The organism is Parasphingorhabdus sp. W113 (assembly GCF_055693205.1).
On record NZ_CM146328.1, the window covers coordinates 437,815 to 453,608 of the forward strand.

The 15,794-nt window shown below is 58.6% G+C and carries 17 protein-coding genes, 1 tRNA gene and 1 pseudogene; 5 read left to right on the forward strand and 14 right to left on the reverse strand.

Annotation, left to right across the window (positions count from 1 at the left end):
- Positions 1–117: 117 nt before the first annotated feature.
- A complete protein-coding gene (locus tag ACZ1GS_RS01980) occupies positions 118–1,254 on the forward strand; it encodes a serine hydrolase domain-containing protein (protein ID WP_472696821.1) in 1,137 nt (378 codons plus the stop codon).
- 61 nt (positions 1,255–1,315) lie between these two features.
- On the opposite strand, the gene ACZ1GS_RS01985 is transcribed toward ACZ1GS_RS01980, so the two are convergent.
- The 4 genes from ACZ1GS_RS01985 to dapB form a co-directional block, all read right to left on the reverse strand.
- Positions 1,316–1,392, reverse strand: a tRNA-Arg gene (locus ACZ1GS_RS01985).
- Positions 1,393–1,471: 79 nt separating this feature from the next.
- A complete protein-coding gene (locus ACZ1GS_RS01990) occupies positions 1,472–1,882 on the reverse strand; it encodes a hypothetical protein (RefSeq protein WP_472696822.1) in 411 nt (136 codons plus the stop codon).
- Positions 1,883–1,992: 110 nt separating this feature from the next.
- Positions 1,993–2,658 (reverse strand): endonuclease III, encoded by a 666-nt coding sequence (nth, locus tag ACZ1GS_RS01995; RefSeq protein ID WP_472696823.1) that lies wholly within the window; start codon positions 2,656–2,658, stop codon positions 1,993–1,995.
- Positions 2,659–2,668: 10 nt separating this feature from the next.
- Entirely contained in the window at positions 2,669–3,400 is a 732-nt protein-coding gene (gene dapB, locus ACZ1GS_RS02000; RefSeq protein WP_472696824.1) for a 4-hydroxy-tetrahydrodipicolinate reductase, read from the reverse strand.
- 52 nt (positions 3,401–3,452) lie between these two features.
- On the opposite strand from dapB, the gene ACZ1GS_RS02005 reads away from it, so the two are divergent.
- Entirely contained in the window at positions 3,453–4,169 is a 717-nt protein-coding gene (locus ACZ1GS_RS02005; RefSeq protein WP_472696825.1) for an NAD-dependent deacylase, read from the forward strand.
- Between the two features lie 61 nt (positions 4,170–4,230).
- Here ACZ1GS_RS02005 and ACZ1GS_RS02010 read toward each other — a convergent pair whose 3' ends face one another.
- The 8 genes from ACZ1GS_RS02010 to ACZ1GS_RS02045 are packed head-to-tail and all read right to left on the reverse strand — an operon-like array spanning position 4,231 to position 10,475.
- Complete coding sequence (locus ACZ1GS_RS02010; protein ID WP_472696826.1) at positions 4,231–4,635, reverse strand: MAPEG family protein; 405 nt, start codon at positions 4,633–4,635, stop codon at positions 4,231–4,233.
- A gap of 54 nt (positions 4,636–4,689) precedes the next feature.
- A complete protein-coding gene (locus ACZ1GS_RS02015) occupies positions 4,690–5,472 on the reverse strand; it encodes a HesA/MoeB/ThiF family protein (RefSeq protein ID WP_472696827.1) in 783 nt (260 codons plus the stop codon).
- Entirely contained in the window at positions 5,469–5,861 is a 393-nt protein-coding gene (locus ACZ1GS_RS02020) for a hypothetical protein (RefSeq protein ID WP_472696828.1), read from the reverse strand. The genes ACZ1GS_RS02015 and ACZ1GS_RS02020 overlap by 4 nt, the downstream gene beginning before the upstream one ends.
- 31 nt (positions 5,862–5,892) lie before the next feature.
- On the reverse strand, positions 5,893–6,339 hold the full coding sequence (gene dut, locus ACZ1GS_RS02025) for a dUTP diphosphatase (RefSeq protein WP_472696829.1): 447 nt from the start codon (positions 6,337–6,339) through the stop codon (positions 5,893–5,895).
- A 5-nt stretch (positions 6,340–6,344) separates the two neighbouring features.
- Entirely contained in the window at positions 6,345–7,613 is a 1,269-nt protein-coding gene (locus ACZ1GS_RS02030; RefSeq protein ID WP_472696830.1) for a bifunctional phosphopantothenoylcysteine decarboxylase/phosphopantothenate synthase, read from the reverse strand.
- Between the two features lie 36 nt (positions 7,614–7,649).
- The gene (locus ACZ1GS_RS02035; protein ID WP_472696831.1) at positions 7,650–8,168 is read right to left on the reverse strand and encodes a hypothetical protein; all 519 of its coding nucleotides are present in this window, start codon (positions 8,166–8,168) and stop codon (positions 7,650–7,652) included.
- Between the two features lie 2 nt (positions 8,169–8,170).
- Entirely contained in the window at positions 8,171–9,724 is a 1,554-nt protein-coding gene (ubiB, locus tag ACZ1GS_RS02040; protein WP_472696832.1) for a 2-polyprenylphenol 6-hydroxylase, read from the reverse strand.
- Positions 9,725–9,737: 13 nt separating this feature from the next.
- The gene (locus ACZ1GS_RS02045) at positions 9,738–10,475 is read right to left on the reverse strand and encodes a class I SAM-dependent methyltransferase (protein WP_472696833.1); all 738 of its coding nucleotides are present in this window, start codon (positions 10,473–10,475) and stop codon (positions 9,738–9,740) included.
- Positions 10,476–10,620: 145 nt separating this feature from the next.
- Between ACZ1GS_RS02045 and mutM the strand changes: the two genes are divergently transcribed.
- Together mutM and rpsT are read left to right on the forward strand one after the other, a co-directional pair.
- Positions 10,621–11,433 carry a bifunctional DNA-formamidopyrimidine glycosylase/DNA-(apurinic or apyrimidinic site) lyase gene (gene mutM / locus ACZ1GS_RS02050; RefSeq protein WP_472696834.1) on the forward strand — a complete coding sequence of 271 codons (813 nt, stop codon included), beginning with the start codon at positions 10,621–10,623 and terminating at the stop codon, positions 11,431–11,433.
- Positions 11,434–11,560: 127 nt separating this feature from the next.
- Entirely contained in the window at positions 11,561–11,824 is a 264-nt protein-coding gene (gene rpsT, locus ACZ1GS_RS02055) for a 30S ribosomal protein S20 (RefSeq protein ID WP_472696835.1), read from the forward strand.
- Between the two features lie 97 nt (positions 11,825–11,921).
- On the opposite strand, the gene ACZ1GS_RS02060 is transcribed toward rpsT, so the two are convergent.
- On the reverse strand, positions 11,922–13,013 hold the full coding sequence (locus ACZ1GS_RS02060; RefSeq protein WP_472696836.1) for a hypothetical protein: 1,092 nt from the start codon (positions 13,011–13,013) through the stop codon (positions 11,922–11,924).
- Between the two features lie 376 nt (positions 13,014–13,389).
- Here ACZ1GS_RS02060 and ACZ1GS_RS02065 point away from each other — a divergent pair, with 376 nt between their 5' ends.
- Positions 13,390–14,016: a DUF4136 domain-containing protein gene (locus ACZ1GS_RS02065; RefSeq protein WP_472696837.1), complete on the forward strand. Its 627-nt coding sequence runs from the start codon at positions 13,390–13,392 to the stop codon at positions 14,014–14,016.
- A gap of 114 nt (positions 14,017–14,130) precedes the next feature.
- Here the strand turns inward: ACZ1GS_RS02065 and dnaA are convergent.
- Positions 14,131–15,608 (reverse strand): annotated as a pseudogene (gene dnaA, locus ACZ1GS_RS02070) (chromosomal replication initiator protein DnaA).
- Between the last annotated feature and the right edge of the window lie 186 nt (positions 15,609–15,794).

The window sequence follows — 15,794 nt, forward strand, 5'->3', positions numbered from 1 at the left end:
TCCGTTCGATCAGATGGCGATCCGTCTGTCGGAGCCGAGATAGGGGTTGCCGGATGATTGTATTGCTGTATTAATACACAAATACGATAACCGGTTCTCAGCTAAAGGTCTTCCCTCATGACTCCCTATTCTGCCGTTCTGCTCGCCCCCGTTCTGGCCCTGGCTTCGCTCAATCCAGCCAAGGCGGAATCGGTCTCGTCTTCAACGGCGACCGCGGCGGCAACAGCGGCCCAGACAAACAGGGCTCGGCTCGACCGCCTGGTGCCGCAATGGCTCGAAGCCGCCAACGTGCCCAGCGTTGCCATTGCCTGGCTGGAAGATGGGAAAGTCGCCTGGACGGCGGTTTACGGCAACCAATCGCAGGGCCAGCCAGCGAACCGGGATACATTGTACAACATCGCTTCGCTGACCAAACCGTTGGTCGCAGAAACTGTTTTGCGGTTGGCCGAACAAGGGGCCATTACTCTCGACGAGAGCATGGCGAGCGCCTGGGTCGATCCGGATATTGCCGACGATCCGCGTCATAAGGCGCTGACCCCGCGTCTGGTTTTGCAGCACCGGACCGGTTTTCCAAACTGGCGCTACCAGACCGAAGACAAGCTGGCATTCAAGGCCGACCCGGATACGGAATTTGGATATTCGGGCGAGGGATTCAACTATGTCGGCCGCTTTGTCGAGAAGAAGCTCAACACGCCTTTGGAAGAGCTGGTTGCGGAAACCCTGTTCCGCCCATTCGGGATGGAAAGCACCAGTTTCACCAGAAAGCCGTGGTTTGGTGAGCGGATTGCGGTGCCGCACGGGCCCGATGGAGAGCCGTTACCGATGTCGGTGCGCGCGCAATGGAATGCCGCAGATGACGTTCACAGCACGATTGGCGACTATGCCCGGTTCATGGCGGCGGCACTGGACGGCGCCGGTCGGAAACCGGATCTTTCGGCTCCGCGATTCACGGTTCGCGACAATCAGGCCAAAGGGCTTTGCGCATCCGGCCGGATCGAAAAATCGCTTTGCCCGACGGTCCTGGGATTTGGCCTGGGCTGGACCATTTATGGAACCGAATCCGCACCGATTATCATGCACGGCGGCGGCGATGCGGGAGAACATAGCCTGGCCTTCTACGCTCCGACAAAAAGACAGGGCGCGGTGCTGTTCACCAATGGCGCCGGGGGACGAAAAGTCATCCGCGATGTGGTGAAAGAATTATTCCCCGACCCGAGCTTCGGCGCGTTTCTGGCGATGCAGGCCGGGGGATGATGATCAACCGGTTCTGCGACCGCTGGCCCACCATCGTAGAAAAATGAAGCAACGGAAATAATGGCGCACCCGAGAGGATTCGAACCTCTGACCTCTGCCTTCGGAGGGCAGCGCTCTATCCAGCTGAGCTACGGGTGCCTGCGTGTTGTAGCAACGCAGAGGCGCTTAGCATCGCGATTGGCGCTTTGCTAGTCAATAATCATCGGTGCCGCGATCTTCAGCTTTCGGCGTTTTCGCGCTTGGTTTTCTCGATTTTCTGGAATCGGCCCAATCCGCAAGCGGCGCGGGTTTCGATCCGGCCGGCGGTTTGGTCGAGCACCCGGATGATATCGACATTGCACAGCCGGTTGGTCGACGTGCGATAGGAAAAGGCTTCCTCGAAGGCCAGGCCGCTGCACCGGTTGGGCAGGGTGTTGCGGTAGATATCGCCGTTGCGCATCTTGAAGTCGATAATCTTGTCGCTGATCACGTCGGTGGAGCGGATCTGTGACCGGTTGACGCAGCTTTTCGGCTCGCCGACGGTCTTGATGACATATTTGTCATCCTTGGACGCCTTTTCTCCGGCCACGGCCATGCCGCTCATCGCCAGAACTGTTCCGATTATAATTGGGGTTGCTCGTTTCATCATGCTTCTCCTTTGGCAAGGTTGACCGCCCATCCTTTGGCAAAAATACGCTCGCCCGGATTGCCCAAAGCTGAACATGTTTGACGGCAATTACGCAGGGTTTTTACCAGCCCTTATGAAGAGGAGGCCGCGGCTTTTGTCGCTGGTGCGGGGGTCTTCTTCTTGAACCGGCACAGATCGGCGACCGGACAGCGCCAGCATTCCGGCTTGCGCGCCTTGCAGATATAGCGGCCGTGGAGAATCAGCCAGTGATGCGCATGCACGCGAAATGGTCCCGGAGTCTGTTTCTCAAGCTTCTTCTCGACCGCCAGCGGGGTCTTTCCGGGCGCGAGTCCAACACGGTTGCCGACCCGGAATATATGCGTGTCGACCGCGAAGGTTTCCGCGCCAAAGGCACAGTTCATGACGACATTGGCGGTCTTGCGGCCAACGCCGGGCAAGGCGACCAGCGCCTCGCGATCGGATGGCACGACGCTGTCATGTTCGGCGATAAGCTGTTCGGACAGGGCGATCACATTCTTGGCCTTGGAATTATACAGGCCGATTGTCTTGATATGCTGTTTGAGACCCTCTTCGCCCAGCGCGACCATCGCTTCGGGGGTTTTGACATCTTCGAACAGCAGCCGGGTGGCCTTGTTGACGCCGCCGTCGGTGGATTGCGCCGACATCACCACCGCGACCAGCAACTGATAGACATTGCCATAGTTCAGCTCGGTTTCGGGCTCCGGATTATCGGCCGCCAACCGGCTGTAAAACTCGAATATATCGTCTTTCTTCATGGATCTCGGCCTAGTCCAGACCCAGCATCATATTCATCGTGTATCGGCCGGCCGGCTGGGTGGTCAGCCATTCCGCCGCCTTCACTGCGCCGCGCGCGAAGATCATCCGGTTTTCGGCCCGGTGGCCAAGTTCGATCCGCTCTTCCGGACCAGCGAACAGGACCTGATGATCTCCCGCAACCGATCCCCCGCGCAGCGATGCAAAACCAATTGCCCCCGGCGCGCGCGCACCGGTCTGTCCATCCCGTCCGCGTTCGCTTTGGGATGGCAAGTCGATGCCGCGGCCTTCCGCCGCGGCTTCGCCGAGCAGCAGCGCGGTGCCCGAGGGCGCGTCGACCTTGTGGCGGTGGTGCGTTTCGACAATCTCTATATCCCAGTCATCGCCCAGCCGGGCCGCCGCCTGCTTGACCAGTGCGGCCAGCATGGTCACGCCGAGCGAGGTGTTGCCGGTCTGCAAAACCGCGATATCACCGGCCGCCTCGTCGATCAGGGCATGGTGACTGGACTCCAGTCCGGTGGTGCCGATCACGATTGGCGTGCCGTGTCGCCGGCACAGAGCCAGCGTATCGGACAGCGCGCTCGGCGCAGAAAAATCGACCAGCACGTCGGCGGCGCTGATCAAGGCTGTGCCATCATCGCCCTGATCGATGCCACCGGCATGATCGTGACCGGCCTCGGCAATCGCGTCGCCCAGTGCCTGGCCCATCCTGCCTTTGCTGCCGATAATTCCGATTGCTGTCATGATGTTGTTCCAATGGCTTGCATTTGTGCGCGGAAGCTGCTGGCTTAGGCTTATGATGGCTTTTGATCGCGAAATAAACAATATTGTCATCCTGACCGGCGCCGGGATCAGCGCCGAAAGCGGCGTTGCCACATTCCGCGGACCCGATGGTCTGTGGGAGGGGCATCGGGTGGAAGATGTCGCGACACCGGAGGCGTTTGCGCGTGATCCCCGTCTGGTGCAGAAATTCTATGACGAACGTCGCGCCAAACTCGCAACCGTGGTGCCGAATGCGGCCCACAAGGCGCTCGCGAGACTGGATGCGCAGTGGGATGGCGCGCTGCTGCTGGTGACCCAGAATGTGGATGATCTCCATGACCGGGCGGGATCCCGCCGGCTGGTGCATATGCATGGCGAATTGCTGGCAGCCCTGTGCCTTTTCTGTGGCAACCGTTCCACGGTTCACGCGCCCTTGTCGGAGGCGCCGTCCTGTCCCCAATGCGGGCAGGCGGGCGGGTTGCGGCCGGATATCGTCTGGTTTGGCGAGATGCCCTATCATATGGAGCAAATCGAAGCGGCGCTGGCGCAATGTGATCTGTTCGTGTCGATCGGGACATCCGGTGCGGTCTATCCGGCCGCGGGATTTGTCCAAACCGCCCGGCACTATGGAGCGGCAACGCTGGAGATGAATCTCGATCCGTCGGACGGCAGCGGTTTTTTTGCCGAGAGCCGGATGGGCAAGGCAGGCACGCTGGTGCCCGAATGGGTCGGCGACATGCTCTCCGGCTAGGCGATGCGCCGCTGAATCGCGGGCCGGTCGCGGCGAACCGAAAGCCCACTAATGGCGGGCTCTACAGGTGCCGGGTTACAAACAGGACAATGATCCAGAGCGCCAACGCCACTGTGGTCAGCCAGGTGGCGATCACCCCAAATTGCCGAAAAGTCGGTTTCCCACCCTTGTGGTGGATAGCCATGCCGACAATATGCGCGGCCCGTCCGATCAGGAAAAGCGCGGCAATTGCGGTTATCCCCCAGTGATGGGCACCGGCCAGTTCGAGCACCGCCAGCATGATCAGAAAAAGCGGGGCATGTTCGGACAAATTGGCATGGGTGCGGCGGGCGGCGAGGAGATCGGGATTGTCGCCATCCCCGAACCCGATCTTGTTGGCAAAGCGGACCTTGACGGTGGCGTAAGCGGTATAGATCAGCATCAGGGCGCACAGGGCGGCGGCCAGTCCGGTAACAGGTATGGTCATGATAATTCCCCCTCAATTGGTCCTATAGTTGTTCAGCCGCGCGCAAAAGGCAAGCTATCCCGCGGCACCGGTGCTGCAACTGGAGCAATGCTTGTCCTTGGGCAATTTGATCGTGCGCATCGCCGGACGCAATCCGTCGAACAATTGCAGCTTGCCTGCCGGGTCCTCACCAAAGCCGGTGACAACACGGATCGCCTCCATCGCGGCAAAACTGCCCATCAGGCCAACCATGGCGCCCAATACTCCCTGTTCGGAACAATTGTCGCAATCATCCGGATCCAGAGCGTCGCCAACGAAGCAGCGATAGCAGGGCTTGTCGTCTTCCCAGCCGCGGAATGTGCCTAATTGTCCCTGAAACTGACCAATTGCCGCCGATACCAGCGGTAGCTTGTGTTGCAGGGAAAGGTCGGAAACCAGAAGCCGCGTCTGATAATTGTCGGACCCGTCAATAATCGCATCGAAATCGGCAAAAAAGGCGGCGCTGTCATCGGAAAAATGCTGCGCGGTAAGCCTTTGATTAACAGCATTAATTTTTATATCAGGGTTGATTTTTCGCGCCGATTGTTGCGCGACGTCGACTTTGGCTTTGCCGACATCATCCGCGGTGAACAGAATCTGCCGGTGGAGGTTTGAAATCGACACAATGTCGTCGTCGATGATGGTCAGCGCGCCGACCCCGGCGGCTGCCAGATATTGTATCGCAGGGCAGCCGATGCCGCCGGCGCCGATGATCAGAAAATGGGCATCGAGCAGCTTTTTCTGCCCGAGACCGCCAATTTCCTTGAGGACGATATGCCGAGCATAGCGATCCAGCTGATCATCGGAAAGATTGCTCATTCAGGCCAGTGAAAATGCATCGACGTGCGATACCATTTGGCTTCGGAGCCCGACGTGAGCGGATTCGCGCGGCCGGCATATTTTGCCAGATGGTTCATGGCATAGTTTTCCAGCTCCTGGCAGCCGCTGTCGACCGGGACGATCTTCAGCAGTTTTCCGCGTGGCGATACCAGAATGGCGGCGTCAATGCGGGCATTTACCCATCGCGCAGATGCCGGAAACTGGCAGTCATTTTTCTTGGCAATCCGTTCGGCAGCCATTTCGTGGCGCTGCGTATAATAGATTTTTTTCTGAAATTGCGCGGTGTCCAGTTCATCCACATTAGTGGGTATCTGGTCCGCAGGGACGGTACTGGTCGAGAGCAATGCAATGCTGATAAGCTGAAACATGATCTTTCCTTTCCTGTAAACTATATACTCGTCATATCCCGGTTGAACCGAAACCGCCAGAGCCTCTTTCGGTCTCATCCAGCGACGATACTTCCACCAGATTGCCCCGTTGAACCGGCGCCACCACAATCTGGGCAATGCGATCACCGCGCTCCACGACAAAGTCGGCATCGCCGAGATTGGCGAGGATCACCTTGATTTCGCCGCGATAATCGCTGTCGATGGTCCCTGGCGTGTTGAGCACCGAAATGCCCTGCTTGAGCGCCAGGCCAGACCGGGGACGCACCTGAACCTCATAGCCTTCGGGAATCGCGAATGCGAAGCCGGTGCCGATCAAGCCGCGCGCGCCTGCGGCGATGACCGCCGCCTCGGCTGCGCGGACGTCCATGCCCGCAGAGCCCGGGGTTTCATAGCTCGGCAGCGGGAGGTCTCCCGCATGATCCAGCCGTTTGACGGCAATTTCGATGGGCTCGAACATGATATTCAAATCTCTCTGCTAATTTTGTCGATCAGCCGTCTGGCGACTTCCGGTTTCGGCAACCGTTCCCAGATTTCGGTGCCGGAGGGTGTGACAATATGCACGCTGTTTTCGGTCCCGCCCATCACGTCGCCGGACACGTCATTGGCGACAATCCAGTCACAGCCTTTTCGGGCAAGCTTGGCTTCGGCATGTTCGGTCACTTTTTCGGTCTCCGCGGCAAATCCGATCAGCAAGCCCGGGCGCTGGTCGCTTTTGGCCAGTCCCGCCAGGATATCCGGATTTTCGGTCAGTTGCAGCGGGGCAGGGGCATCACCCTTTTTCTTGATCTTCTGTTCCGAGCGGGTGTCCGCACGCCAATCGGCCACCGCCGCGACCATGATCGCGATATCGGCTGGCAATGCGTCCTGCACGGCGGTTTCCATTTCCAGCGCGGTTTCGACGTCAACCCGCATCACGCCAGCCGGCGTCGACAGATGCACCGGTCCAGCCACCAAAGTAACCTGTGCGCCGGCTTCGGCGGCGGCTGCGGCGATCGCAAAACCCTGGCGTCCCGATGACCGGTTGGCGATATAACGCACCGGATCAATCGGCTCGCGGGTCGGGCCAGCGGTGATCAGGACATGTTTGCCATGGAGCGGGCGATGCTGATCGGGCGCAAAGGCGGGTTGCCCGTCGAGCGGGTTCGGTCCGAGTTCGGATCGGGTCAGCGCGGTCTTGGTGTTGGTTGATGTTCCGAGGAGTCGCTGGATCTCGGCCATGACCGCATCGGGTTCGGGCAAGCGCCCGGGTCCGAATTCACCGCACGCCATGTCGCCTTCATCGGGGGGCATGACCTGCAGGCCATCGGCGCGCAGCTGTTCGATATTGCGCCGGGTCGCCGGATGATCCCACATCCGCACATTCATAGCGGGCACCGCCAGAACCTGCGTGTCGGTGGCGAGCAACAAGGTTGTCGCAAGATCATCGGCAATGCCACCGGCCATTTTGGCGATCAAATTGGCGGTGGCTGGACAGACCACCACCAGGTCCGCTTCGCGGCTGAGCTGGATATGGCCCATCTCGGTCTCGTCTTTCAGCGACCAGAGCGTCGTATGCACTTCATTTTCGGACAAGGCCGCCAAGGTCATCGGGGTTACAAATTGCGCGCCGGATTCGGTCAGCACACAGCGCACGGTCATGCCGGACTTCCGGATCAGACGGATGAGTTCGCTGGCTTTATAGGCGGCAATTCCGCCCCCGATGATCAGAAGAATATGTTTGGCTTGCGTCATGGGCTCATTCTGGCCTGATGGGGCTGGGGAGTCGAGTCATTGCGCGGCTTTTTCCCGCTGGAACAGCGTGTTGTTGAATTCACGCCAGCCCTTGTCGGTCAGCAGCCAGTCGCTGACCTGCATCTGATCCTCGCCGAGCAGACGATATTCCGTGCGGCCCATCTTGCTGCCAGCCTTGCCCCATATGGTGACCAGCCGATCGGCCTCCAGCGCTGCCGCGAGCGGGTGTAAATCACCGCTATTGTCGACCCAATATCCCTCGACTTTGGGTCCTTCGCTGATCCTGTAGTGCCCTATGCCGATAAACCCGGTGGGCGTGATGTCGGGCATGGAAATGCTATAGTCCACCCGGTAAAATTTGCGGTTCAGCGTCTCCGACCAGGTCATGGTGGAACTGGTATTCTTGCCAAAGCTGCTGCCGGTTGCGGTCCAGGTTCCGTCAAATTTCTGAAACAGGGATTGCGACGCAGCAGCCGCTGCGGGCCTGTCCTGAGCGGCAACCGAATGGGTCAAAACCGCCGAAACGAACAGGATCGTCAAAAAGCGTGTGATCATCGTCATCCCCACATCCAGAAGGCGCTGGCACCCACGGCCGCAGACAGGAACGCGGTAAAGGCATAGCGCCAGAATCCGCCACCCTGACCGGGTTTGCGCTTGTCCCAGATCAGATCCACCTCGGCCACGGGCGGCGGCGGCGGCGCACCACCCTTGCGCGGCAGCTGGGCATCGAGTCGCCGGACAATATCCGGCAGCATCATCAGCGTGTCGACATCGGTATTGATCCGGTCGGCAATCGCCGCTTCCGGTCCCAATTCCCCGCGGATCCAGTTTTTGACATAAGGCCCGCTGGTATCCCACATGTTGATGCCGGGATTGAGATCGGTGGCGATGCCTTCGACCATCACCATGGTTTTTTGCAACAGCAACAGATGCGGCTGGGTTTCCATGTCGAAATCGCGGGTGATCGCGAAGAGACCGTCGAGCATGTCGCCGACCGACAATTCGCTGACCGGCTTGCCGCGCATCGGTTCGCCGACCGCACGCAAGGCGGTTGCGAAATCTTCCATATTATGGTGGTCCGGCACATATTGGGCTTCGAAATGAATTTCCGCGACGCGCTTATAATTGCCCGTCGTCAGGCCGTAGAGAATCTCGGCGAGCCAGAAGCGCGCTTTTTTGTTGATCCGGCCCATGATCCCGAAATCGATCACGACAATCGTGCCATCGGGCTTCACGAACAAATTGCCCTGATGCATGTCGGCGTGGAAATAGCCGGCTTCGATCGCTTGCTTGAGGAAGGTATGCACGAGCCGCGATGCGACATCGTTGAGATCGTGGCCGGCAGCGATCAGATCGTCCCGGCGGGATATCTTTATCCCGTCAACCCAGTCCAGTGTCAGAACCCGGCCGGAAGTCCGCTCCCAGTCAATGGCCGGCACCTCGAACTGATCGACATTGGCCATATATTCGCCAAGCTCCGACGCCGAAGCGGCTTCGCGGCGCAGGTCCAGTTCGCGCATGGTCCAGCGCCGGAAATTCGCGATGACCAGTTGCGGACGGAGCCGTTTGGCTTCGCCGCCCATGGCTTCGAGATGCGCTGCGGCCCATTCATAGGTGTCGATATCCTGCGAGAATTTCTTGATGATCCCGGGGCGCAGGACCTTGACCGCCACCGGTTTGCCGTCGGCGGTTACCGCCTTGTGCACCTGCGCAATGGATGCGGCGCCAACCGGTTCGGGATCAATTTCGCGATATAGTTCTTCGACCGGTCGGCCGAGACTGGCATCGATCTCGTCCTTGATTTCCGCAAACGCGACCGGCGGCAGGTTGTCCTGCAACTGCAGCAAATCCTGCGCTGCGGCCACGCCGATAATATCCGGCCGGGTGGCGAGCGTCTGGCCCAGCTTGATGGCGGCCGGGCCGATGGCTTGCAGCGCCGCGGAATAATTGGGTGTCTTGGGCTGGATTGTGCCCAGCCGCGCGAGCCGGAACAGGCGGCGGACCTGGGGCGGGGTGCTCTTATGCTGTTCAATGTCACGCAGCGCGCCATGTTTGGCGAGCGTGCGCCCCCATTTGAGCAGGCGAAATATGTGGGTGCGGGCCGATGTCATGTGCTTTGGCTACTCAGGCTTTCCAGCCGCTATGGATGGCAACCAGACCGCCCATCATCGGTTCGACCTTGGTCTGACTGAAACCGGCGGCTGCGATCATCGCGCGAAACTCTTCCATCGGCGGGAACCGGTCGATCGATTCCGCGAGATAGCGATAGCTGTCCTCGTCATTGGCGATGGCTTTTCCGATTTTGGGCATCAGGCGGTGTGAATAGAAGTCATAGACCTTGTCAAAGCCTGGCCACAGGGTTTTTGAAAATTCCATGCAATAAAACCGTCCGCCATACCGCAGCACGCGATGCGCTTCGGCGAGGGCCTTGTCGATATGGGTGACATTGCGAATGCCGAACACAATCGTATAGGCATCAAAATGGGCATCGGGAAATTGCAGGTCTTCCGCGTCCTGCTCGCTCCAGACCAGACGGCCTTCGCCTTTCTTGATCGCCCGGTCGAGGCCTTCGGACAACATGTCGGGATTGATATCTGCCACGGTGATATGGGCGCCGCTGTCGACCATGCGGAAGGCAATGTCGCCGGTCCCGCCGGCCATATCCAGAATATCCTCGCCCGCGCGCGGCTTCACCCGGCGGGCAAAGCGGTCCTTCCATAGCCGGTGGGTGCCGCCGCTCATGGCATCGTTCATCACGTCATATTTGCTCGCGACGCTGGAAAATACTTGTCCGACCCGTCCTGCCTTTTCGCGTTCATCCACTTCATCATAGCCAAAGGAGACGGTTTTGCTTTCAATCATATCGGGTTGCTCATGTTCACAGAATCTTTTGCCGCGGGGGACCGCTTGCCCTTGCATTAGACGACGCTTGGCAGCACTGCAATCTCCCTGTAGCTGGCGATTGGCGGTCGTCAGTAATTCAGGCACGAATATATAAGGGGCGCTTATGCCGGAACTTCCAGAGGTTGAAACAACGGTCGCCGGTTTGCGGCCAGCGCTGGAAGGCAAGCGCCTGACCCGCGTCGAGCCGCGCCGGGCGGATTTGCGGCGCCCGATCCCGGTTGATTTGCGCCAGCGCATGACCGGCGCGCGAGTGACCCGACTTTTTCGCCGCGCCAAATATGGCTTGATCGAAACCGACCGCGGGGACGTCCTGATTTTTCATCTCGGCATGTCCGGGCGCTGGCGGATTGATCCGGCGGAACTCGAGAAGCATGATCATCTGATCCTCGAAACCGAAGACGACCGGCAGCTGGTGCTCAACGACCCCAGGCGTTTTGGCTCGCTGGATCTCGTGCGCACCGATGAACTGGATGGGTTCGGACCCTTTCGGACGCTCGGGCCCGAGCCGCTCAGCGATGATTTTACCGGCGCCTATCTCAAGGCCTTCACCAAAGGCCGCAAGGCACCGATCAAGCAGATACTGCTCGATCAGCGCACCGTGGCCGGGCTGGGCAATATCTACGTCTGCGAGGCGCTGCACATGGCGGGCATCCGCCCGAGCCGGACGGGCGCCAGCATTTCCAGGGCGCGCTATGAAGCGCTGGTGCTGGCGATCAAGCAGGTGCTCGATTCGGCGATCGCAGCCGGCGGATCGAGCCTGCGCGATTTTGTTCAGCCGGATGGAGAACTGGGTTATTTCTCGAAAGCCTGGCTGGTCTATGGCCGGGAGGGAGAGGATTGCGCTTGCGGTGCGGTGGTTCGCCGCAAGGTTGATAGTGGTCGTTCGACCTTTTTTTGTGCGAAATGCCAAAGTTGATCATTCTCCAAAATCCCCGCAACTCAGCTATTGACGGGAATCATCAACCCCGCTAATGACCGCCGACTTGAGCTACGGATGCGTTGGCAATTCGCAGCAGACCAATTTCAGTATTTGAGGAAATTTCATGGCTAATACGCCGCAAGCAAAGAAACGTATCCGCCGCAATGGGCGTCGCACCGTGGTCAACAAGAACCGCGTGAGCCAGATTCGGACCCAGATCAAGAAAGTTGAACTGGCTGTGGAAGCGGGCGACAAAGCCGCTGCAACCGCTGCTCTTGCTGCGGTTCAGCCTGAATTGGCGCGCGGTGTTGCCAAAGGCGTGTTTCACAAGAACACGGCCTCACGGAAATTCAGTCGTCTGACCAAGAGCGTTGCTGCGATCGGATAATCGCACCGCCACGAACCAAAGAGAAATTACCCGCCCGTTTCCGGCGGGTTTTCTTTTGCCCGCTGAAGATGCCTGCTGAGCACGGATCCGATTCGCGTCAGATCATCATCATCTGGTTGCGCCGGACCATCGAGAAAAACCCGATCATCCCGGCGGTTGCCTCTTCGCTCAGTTCGATGAAAATCCGCCGGCCATCTTCGGCATCGGCCTTGCGCAGGAATATCTTTTCTTCGGTCATCGTCTTGATCCAGCGCAGACCCGTGGTTGGCGGAACACTGGCCGCGATACACAGGCTCGACACCGAGACTTTTACCCCCTCCAGCCGCGCGGCAAGCAGATCAAGCAGCATGTCCCAGGCCGGATCGGCAAACAGTTCAGCATCAAAATATTGATCCCGCATGCGCCGGGCCCGAATCAATTTGCGGACCAGTTCCGCAGAAACCGGCTGCATGGCTTCCTGGGTTGCGACCGCAGCGCTGGCCTTGTCATCGGATCGATCGATGGCATCCGGCGCTCCAAATATCACCGAATCCCGGGCTTCGGGCGGCTGGACAAAAGGTTCGAAGCCAGGGCCTTTGGACAGTTCCGGATCGGACCGCGGCGGCGCATCCGACATTTGATTCAAGGCCCGGGCAATGCGTTCGACATCGGCGGAGATCTTCTTCAGATCAACAATGTCGATCTCTTCCCGATCATGCAGCGTGCCAATGTCCGACCGCTGGATCGATTGTGGCAGGGCCACCGTCAATTCCGCGACAGCGGCGCTGTTCAGACCCGCTTTGTCATCCAAGAATATATGCTCCACCTGAGAATGGCCAATCAGTGCCAGAATTTCATCAAGCGACGCGAGGTCCAGAATCAGAATCAACGGTGTGGCTGCGCGAATGCACTGCGCCTCAATCTGTTTCAGCGCTGTTTTCGCGGCGCGATCGAGCTTAGCGACGTGGACAACGACTGCAGCGCTATTGAGCTGGCGTTCCAGACAGGCAGCAGCGGCGGCTATTCCGGTTATGCCAGACACGCGATGCCCGGTCATGCCGATCGTCGTCCTGCATTGTTCGAGAACGGATGGGCTGTCCCCAAACAACGAAACCGGGCCAAAATGCGATACGGTCGCCTCCAGGTGATTGTCGTTGGTAAAGTAGCTCTGAATCGTTTCCTGAAGACTCGGTTTGTCGTTTTCGGCCATTATTTTCTGCCCTCCTGTTGCGCCAAAACTTTCCCCTTTCCCGACGTAAGGTCTGTTTCGGAGGGAAGTCGAACCAATCAACCTCCATTTCGGCTCCAATCGATGCGGATGGACAATCCGGGAAAATCTCAAAATTCCCGCGAGTCGCATCTTTTAACCATAAAAGTATGCAGATAGCGGCCGACGGAATCCCGTCGTAACATATTCAAAATGGATGCAATCTGCGACGAACGCCATTATTCTGTCGTTCAATGGTGGTTCAGTATGATATTGCTAGACCGTAAATTCGGTGGTGGGCAACGAGTTAGGATTGATTATGACAGGGTCATGTAAGAAAAGTTCAGTAATCAGCAAAAGCACGCAACGCAGGACGTTTTTGCTGGCTCCGATCGCTGTATTGGCGCTCAGCGCATGCGCCACACCCTTTCGGGCCGATGTGCAGCGGTTCGTTGCGCTTCCCGATACGACCGGACAGAGTTTCACCGTGGTTGCGTCGGATCCTGAATTGGCCGGCGGACTGGAATTTGCCCAATATGCCGCGCTGGTTGAACAACGGATGGTTGATCTCGGTTATCAACGCACCGAAGATCCGGCGGCCGCTCAGCTGGTCGTCAGCGTCGACTATGACATTGACAAGGGCCGGGAAAAAGTCGTGTCCGACTATGATCCCTTTTTCTCAGTCGGGTACCGCCCGTATCGCCGCGGCCTGTTTTACGGACGCCACCGCTATCGCTACGGTTTCCATGACCCGTTCCTGTTCGGCGGCCACGGCTTCTCCGGCTATGGCGGGGTGCGCAGCTTTACGGTCTACACGACCGAGCTGGACATGAAGATTGATCGGCAGATTGACGGCGAGCGGTTGTTCGAGGGCAAGGCGGAAGCGCTGTCCCGTTCGAAGAACCTGACTTATCTGGTGCCGAATCTGGTCGAAGCGATGTTCACCGATTTCCCTGGAAATAGCGGTGAAAAAGTCCGCATCTCGGTCGCTCCGGAAAAGAAATAAACCGACCGCTTTGAGGCGGCGCCTGGCAAGGGCCGACTGTTTCCATTGCAGGATGACGTCCGCGTTCCCGTTGCGGCGGGAACGCCGTCACCCTTGATCTAACGGCTGGGCTGATCAGCTTTCCAGCTGCCGCAGCAACATGCGCACATCATTATCCATCTCGGTGTCTTCGCCGCGCAATTGCTCAACCAGCTTCACCGCGTGAATGACGGTGCTGTGGTCACGCCCACCAAATTTGCGTCCGATTTCCGGATAGCTGCGCGGGGTCATGACCTTGGCCAGATACATCGCGACCTGTCGTGGCCGGGCCACCGCTCTGGCGCGGCGCTTGGAGGACATTTCATTGCGGTCGAGGCGATAATATTCGCAAACTGTTCGCTGGATTTCGTCAATCGTGATGCGCCGGCGACAGGCGCTCAAAATGTCGGACAGCTGTTCTTCGGCTAGTTCCTTGGTGATCGGGCGACCCGTCAATTGCGCATAAGCGAGCAGTTTGTTCAAACCACCCTCGAGTTCGCGCAGGTTGCGACTGATCGTGCGCGCGAGAAATTCGACCACATCTTCGGGGACGTCCTGGTGCGGCATGGATGATAGCCGGTGCTGCAATATGTCGCGGCGCAGTTCCAGGCCAGCGGACTGGATGTCCGCAACCAGTCCCATCGACAGGCGGGACAACAGGCGTTGATCAACTCCGTCCAGCGCTTGCGGCGGACGATCCGCGGCCACGACAACCCGCTTGCCCTGACTGATCAGCAGAATCGACCGTGTGGAGAAATTCCTCCTGAGTGGAATTTTTGCCGACGATGAACTGGATATCGTCGATCATCAGCAGATCGGCTTCCCGCAACGCCGCCTTGAATTCCATCGCCTCGTTGCGCCGCATCGCCGACACAAATTCAATCATGAACCGTTCCGCGGACATATAGATGATCCGGGCGGTTGGAAATTCTGCGCGATAGGCATGGCCGATCGCATGCATCAAATGGGTTTTGCCCTGTCCGGTCGAAGATTGCAGATAGAGCGGGCTGAACAGCGGCCGCTCAGGGGCCGCCATGCGCTGCGCCGCGTTCTGGGCGAGAATATTGGAGTGGCCGGCGATAAATTCGTCGAAGGTCATCCGCGGATCGAGATCGAGACGAAATTTGCCGGTCTGGGTCGCAACCGCGCCGTGACCTGCTGCGTTATTGTCAGCCACGCGATGCTGGTCCTGTTTTACCTGAGCGATGCGCGCGCCACCGGCCTTGGCCGAAAAGGCCACCGTCTTCACATCGGCAAAATGAGTCTTCCAGGCGAGCAGCAAGCGCTCCGCATAGCGTTCGCGGACCCAGTTGGCCGCAAACTCGGAAGGCAGGACAAAGTGCAGTGCGCCGGTGGTCAGATCGAGATCGGGACAGGCTGATCGGTTTTATCCATTGGCCAAAAATCTGAGCGCCAAGGTCCCGGCGCAAGCCAGAACAGATGGTTTGCCAATGCGCGGCGAGCGCATCGGACAGACTGTCCTGTTCTACCGGTTGTTCGCTTTTCACTTTAACAGACACTGCCTTATTGGCTTTGTTGACGCCCTGTTTTCCAGAATCTTGTACCACTAACATCCCCCGATTATCTCTTTCTTACCCGCTTCAACCGTTGTGAGGCGGGGCCGCTGATCGGCAAAAATTCGAGACAGCTTTCTCCGTCCGTCCACATGATCCCCAGCCAAAGGAATCAACAGACACAGAAAACCAGAGTTGAAAAACAGGCTTTCAACGCTTTGTTTCAAATTTCATAGAGGCCCGAAT

Bases quoted from the DNA above. Each gene is read 5' to 3' on its own strand.
- ACZ1GS_RS01980 (WP_472696821.1), top strand. From the start codon at position 118: ATGACTCCCTATTCTGCCGTTCTGCTCGCCCCCGTTCTGGCCCTGGCT.
- ACZ1GS_RS01990 (WP_472696822.1), bottom strand. From the start codon at position 1,882: ATGATGAAACGAGCAACCCCAATTATAATCGGAACAGTTCTGGCGATG.
- nth (WP_472696823.1), bottom strand. From the start codon at position 2,658: ATGAAGAAAGACGATATATTCGAGTTTTACAGCCGGTTGGCGGCCGAT.
- dapB (WP_472696824.1), bottom strand. From the start codon at position 3,400: ATGACAGCAATCGGAATTATCGGCAGCAAAGGCAGGATGGGCCAGGCA.
- ACZ1GS_RS02005 (WP_472696825.1), top strand. From the start codon at position 3,453: ATGATGGCTTTTGATCGCGAAATAAACAATATTGTCATCCTGACCGGC.
- ACZ1GS_RS02010 (WP_472696826.1), bottom strand. From the start codon at position 4,635: ATGACCATACCTGTTACCGGACTGGCCGCCGCCCTGTGCGCCCTGATG.
- ACZ1GS_RS02015 (WP_472696827.1), bottom strand. From the start codon at position 5,472: ATGAGCAATCTTTCCGATGATCAGCTGGATCGCTATGCTCGGCATATC.
- ACZ1GS_RS02020 (WP_472696828.1), bottom strand. From the start codon at position 5,861: ATGTTTCAGCTTATCAGCATTGCATTGCTCTCGACCAGTACCGTCCCT.
- dut (WP_472696829.1), bottom strand. From the start codon at position 6,339: ATGTTCGAGCCCATCGAAATTGCCGTCAAACGGCTGGATCATGCGGGA.
- ACZ1GS_RS02030 (WP_472696830.1), bottom strand. From the start codon at position 7,613: ATGACGCAAGCCAAACATATTCTTCTGATCATCGGGGGCGGAATTGCC.
- ACZ1GS_RS02035 (WP_472696831.1), bottom strand. From the start codon at position 8,168: ATGATCACACGCTTTTTGACGATCCTGTTCGTTTCGGCGGTTTTGACC.
- ubiB (WP_472696832.1), bottom strand. From the start codon at position 9,724: ATGACATCGGCCCGCACCCACATATTTCGCCTGCTCAAATGGGGGCGC.
- ACZ1GS_RS02045 (WP_472696833.1), bottom strand. From the start codon at position 10,475: ATGATTGAAAGCAAAACCGTCTCCTTTGGCTATGATGAAGTGGATGAA.
- mutM (WP_472696834.1), top strand. From the start codon at position 10,621: ATGCCGGAACTTCCAGAGGTTGAAACAACGGTCGCCGGTTTGCGGCCA.
- rpsT (WP_472696835.1), top strand. From the start codon at position 11,561: ATGGCTAATACGCCGCAAGCAAAGAAACGTATCCGCCGCAATGGGCGT.
- ACZ1GS_RS02060 (WP_472696836.1), bottom strand. From the start codon at position 13,013: ATGGCCGAAAACGACAAACCGAGTCTTCAGGAAACGATTCAGAGCTAC.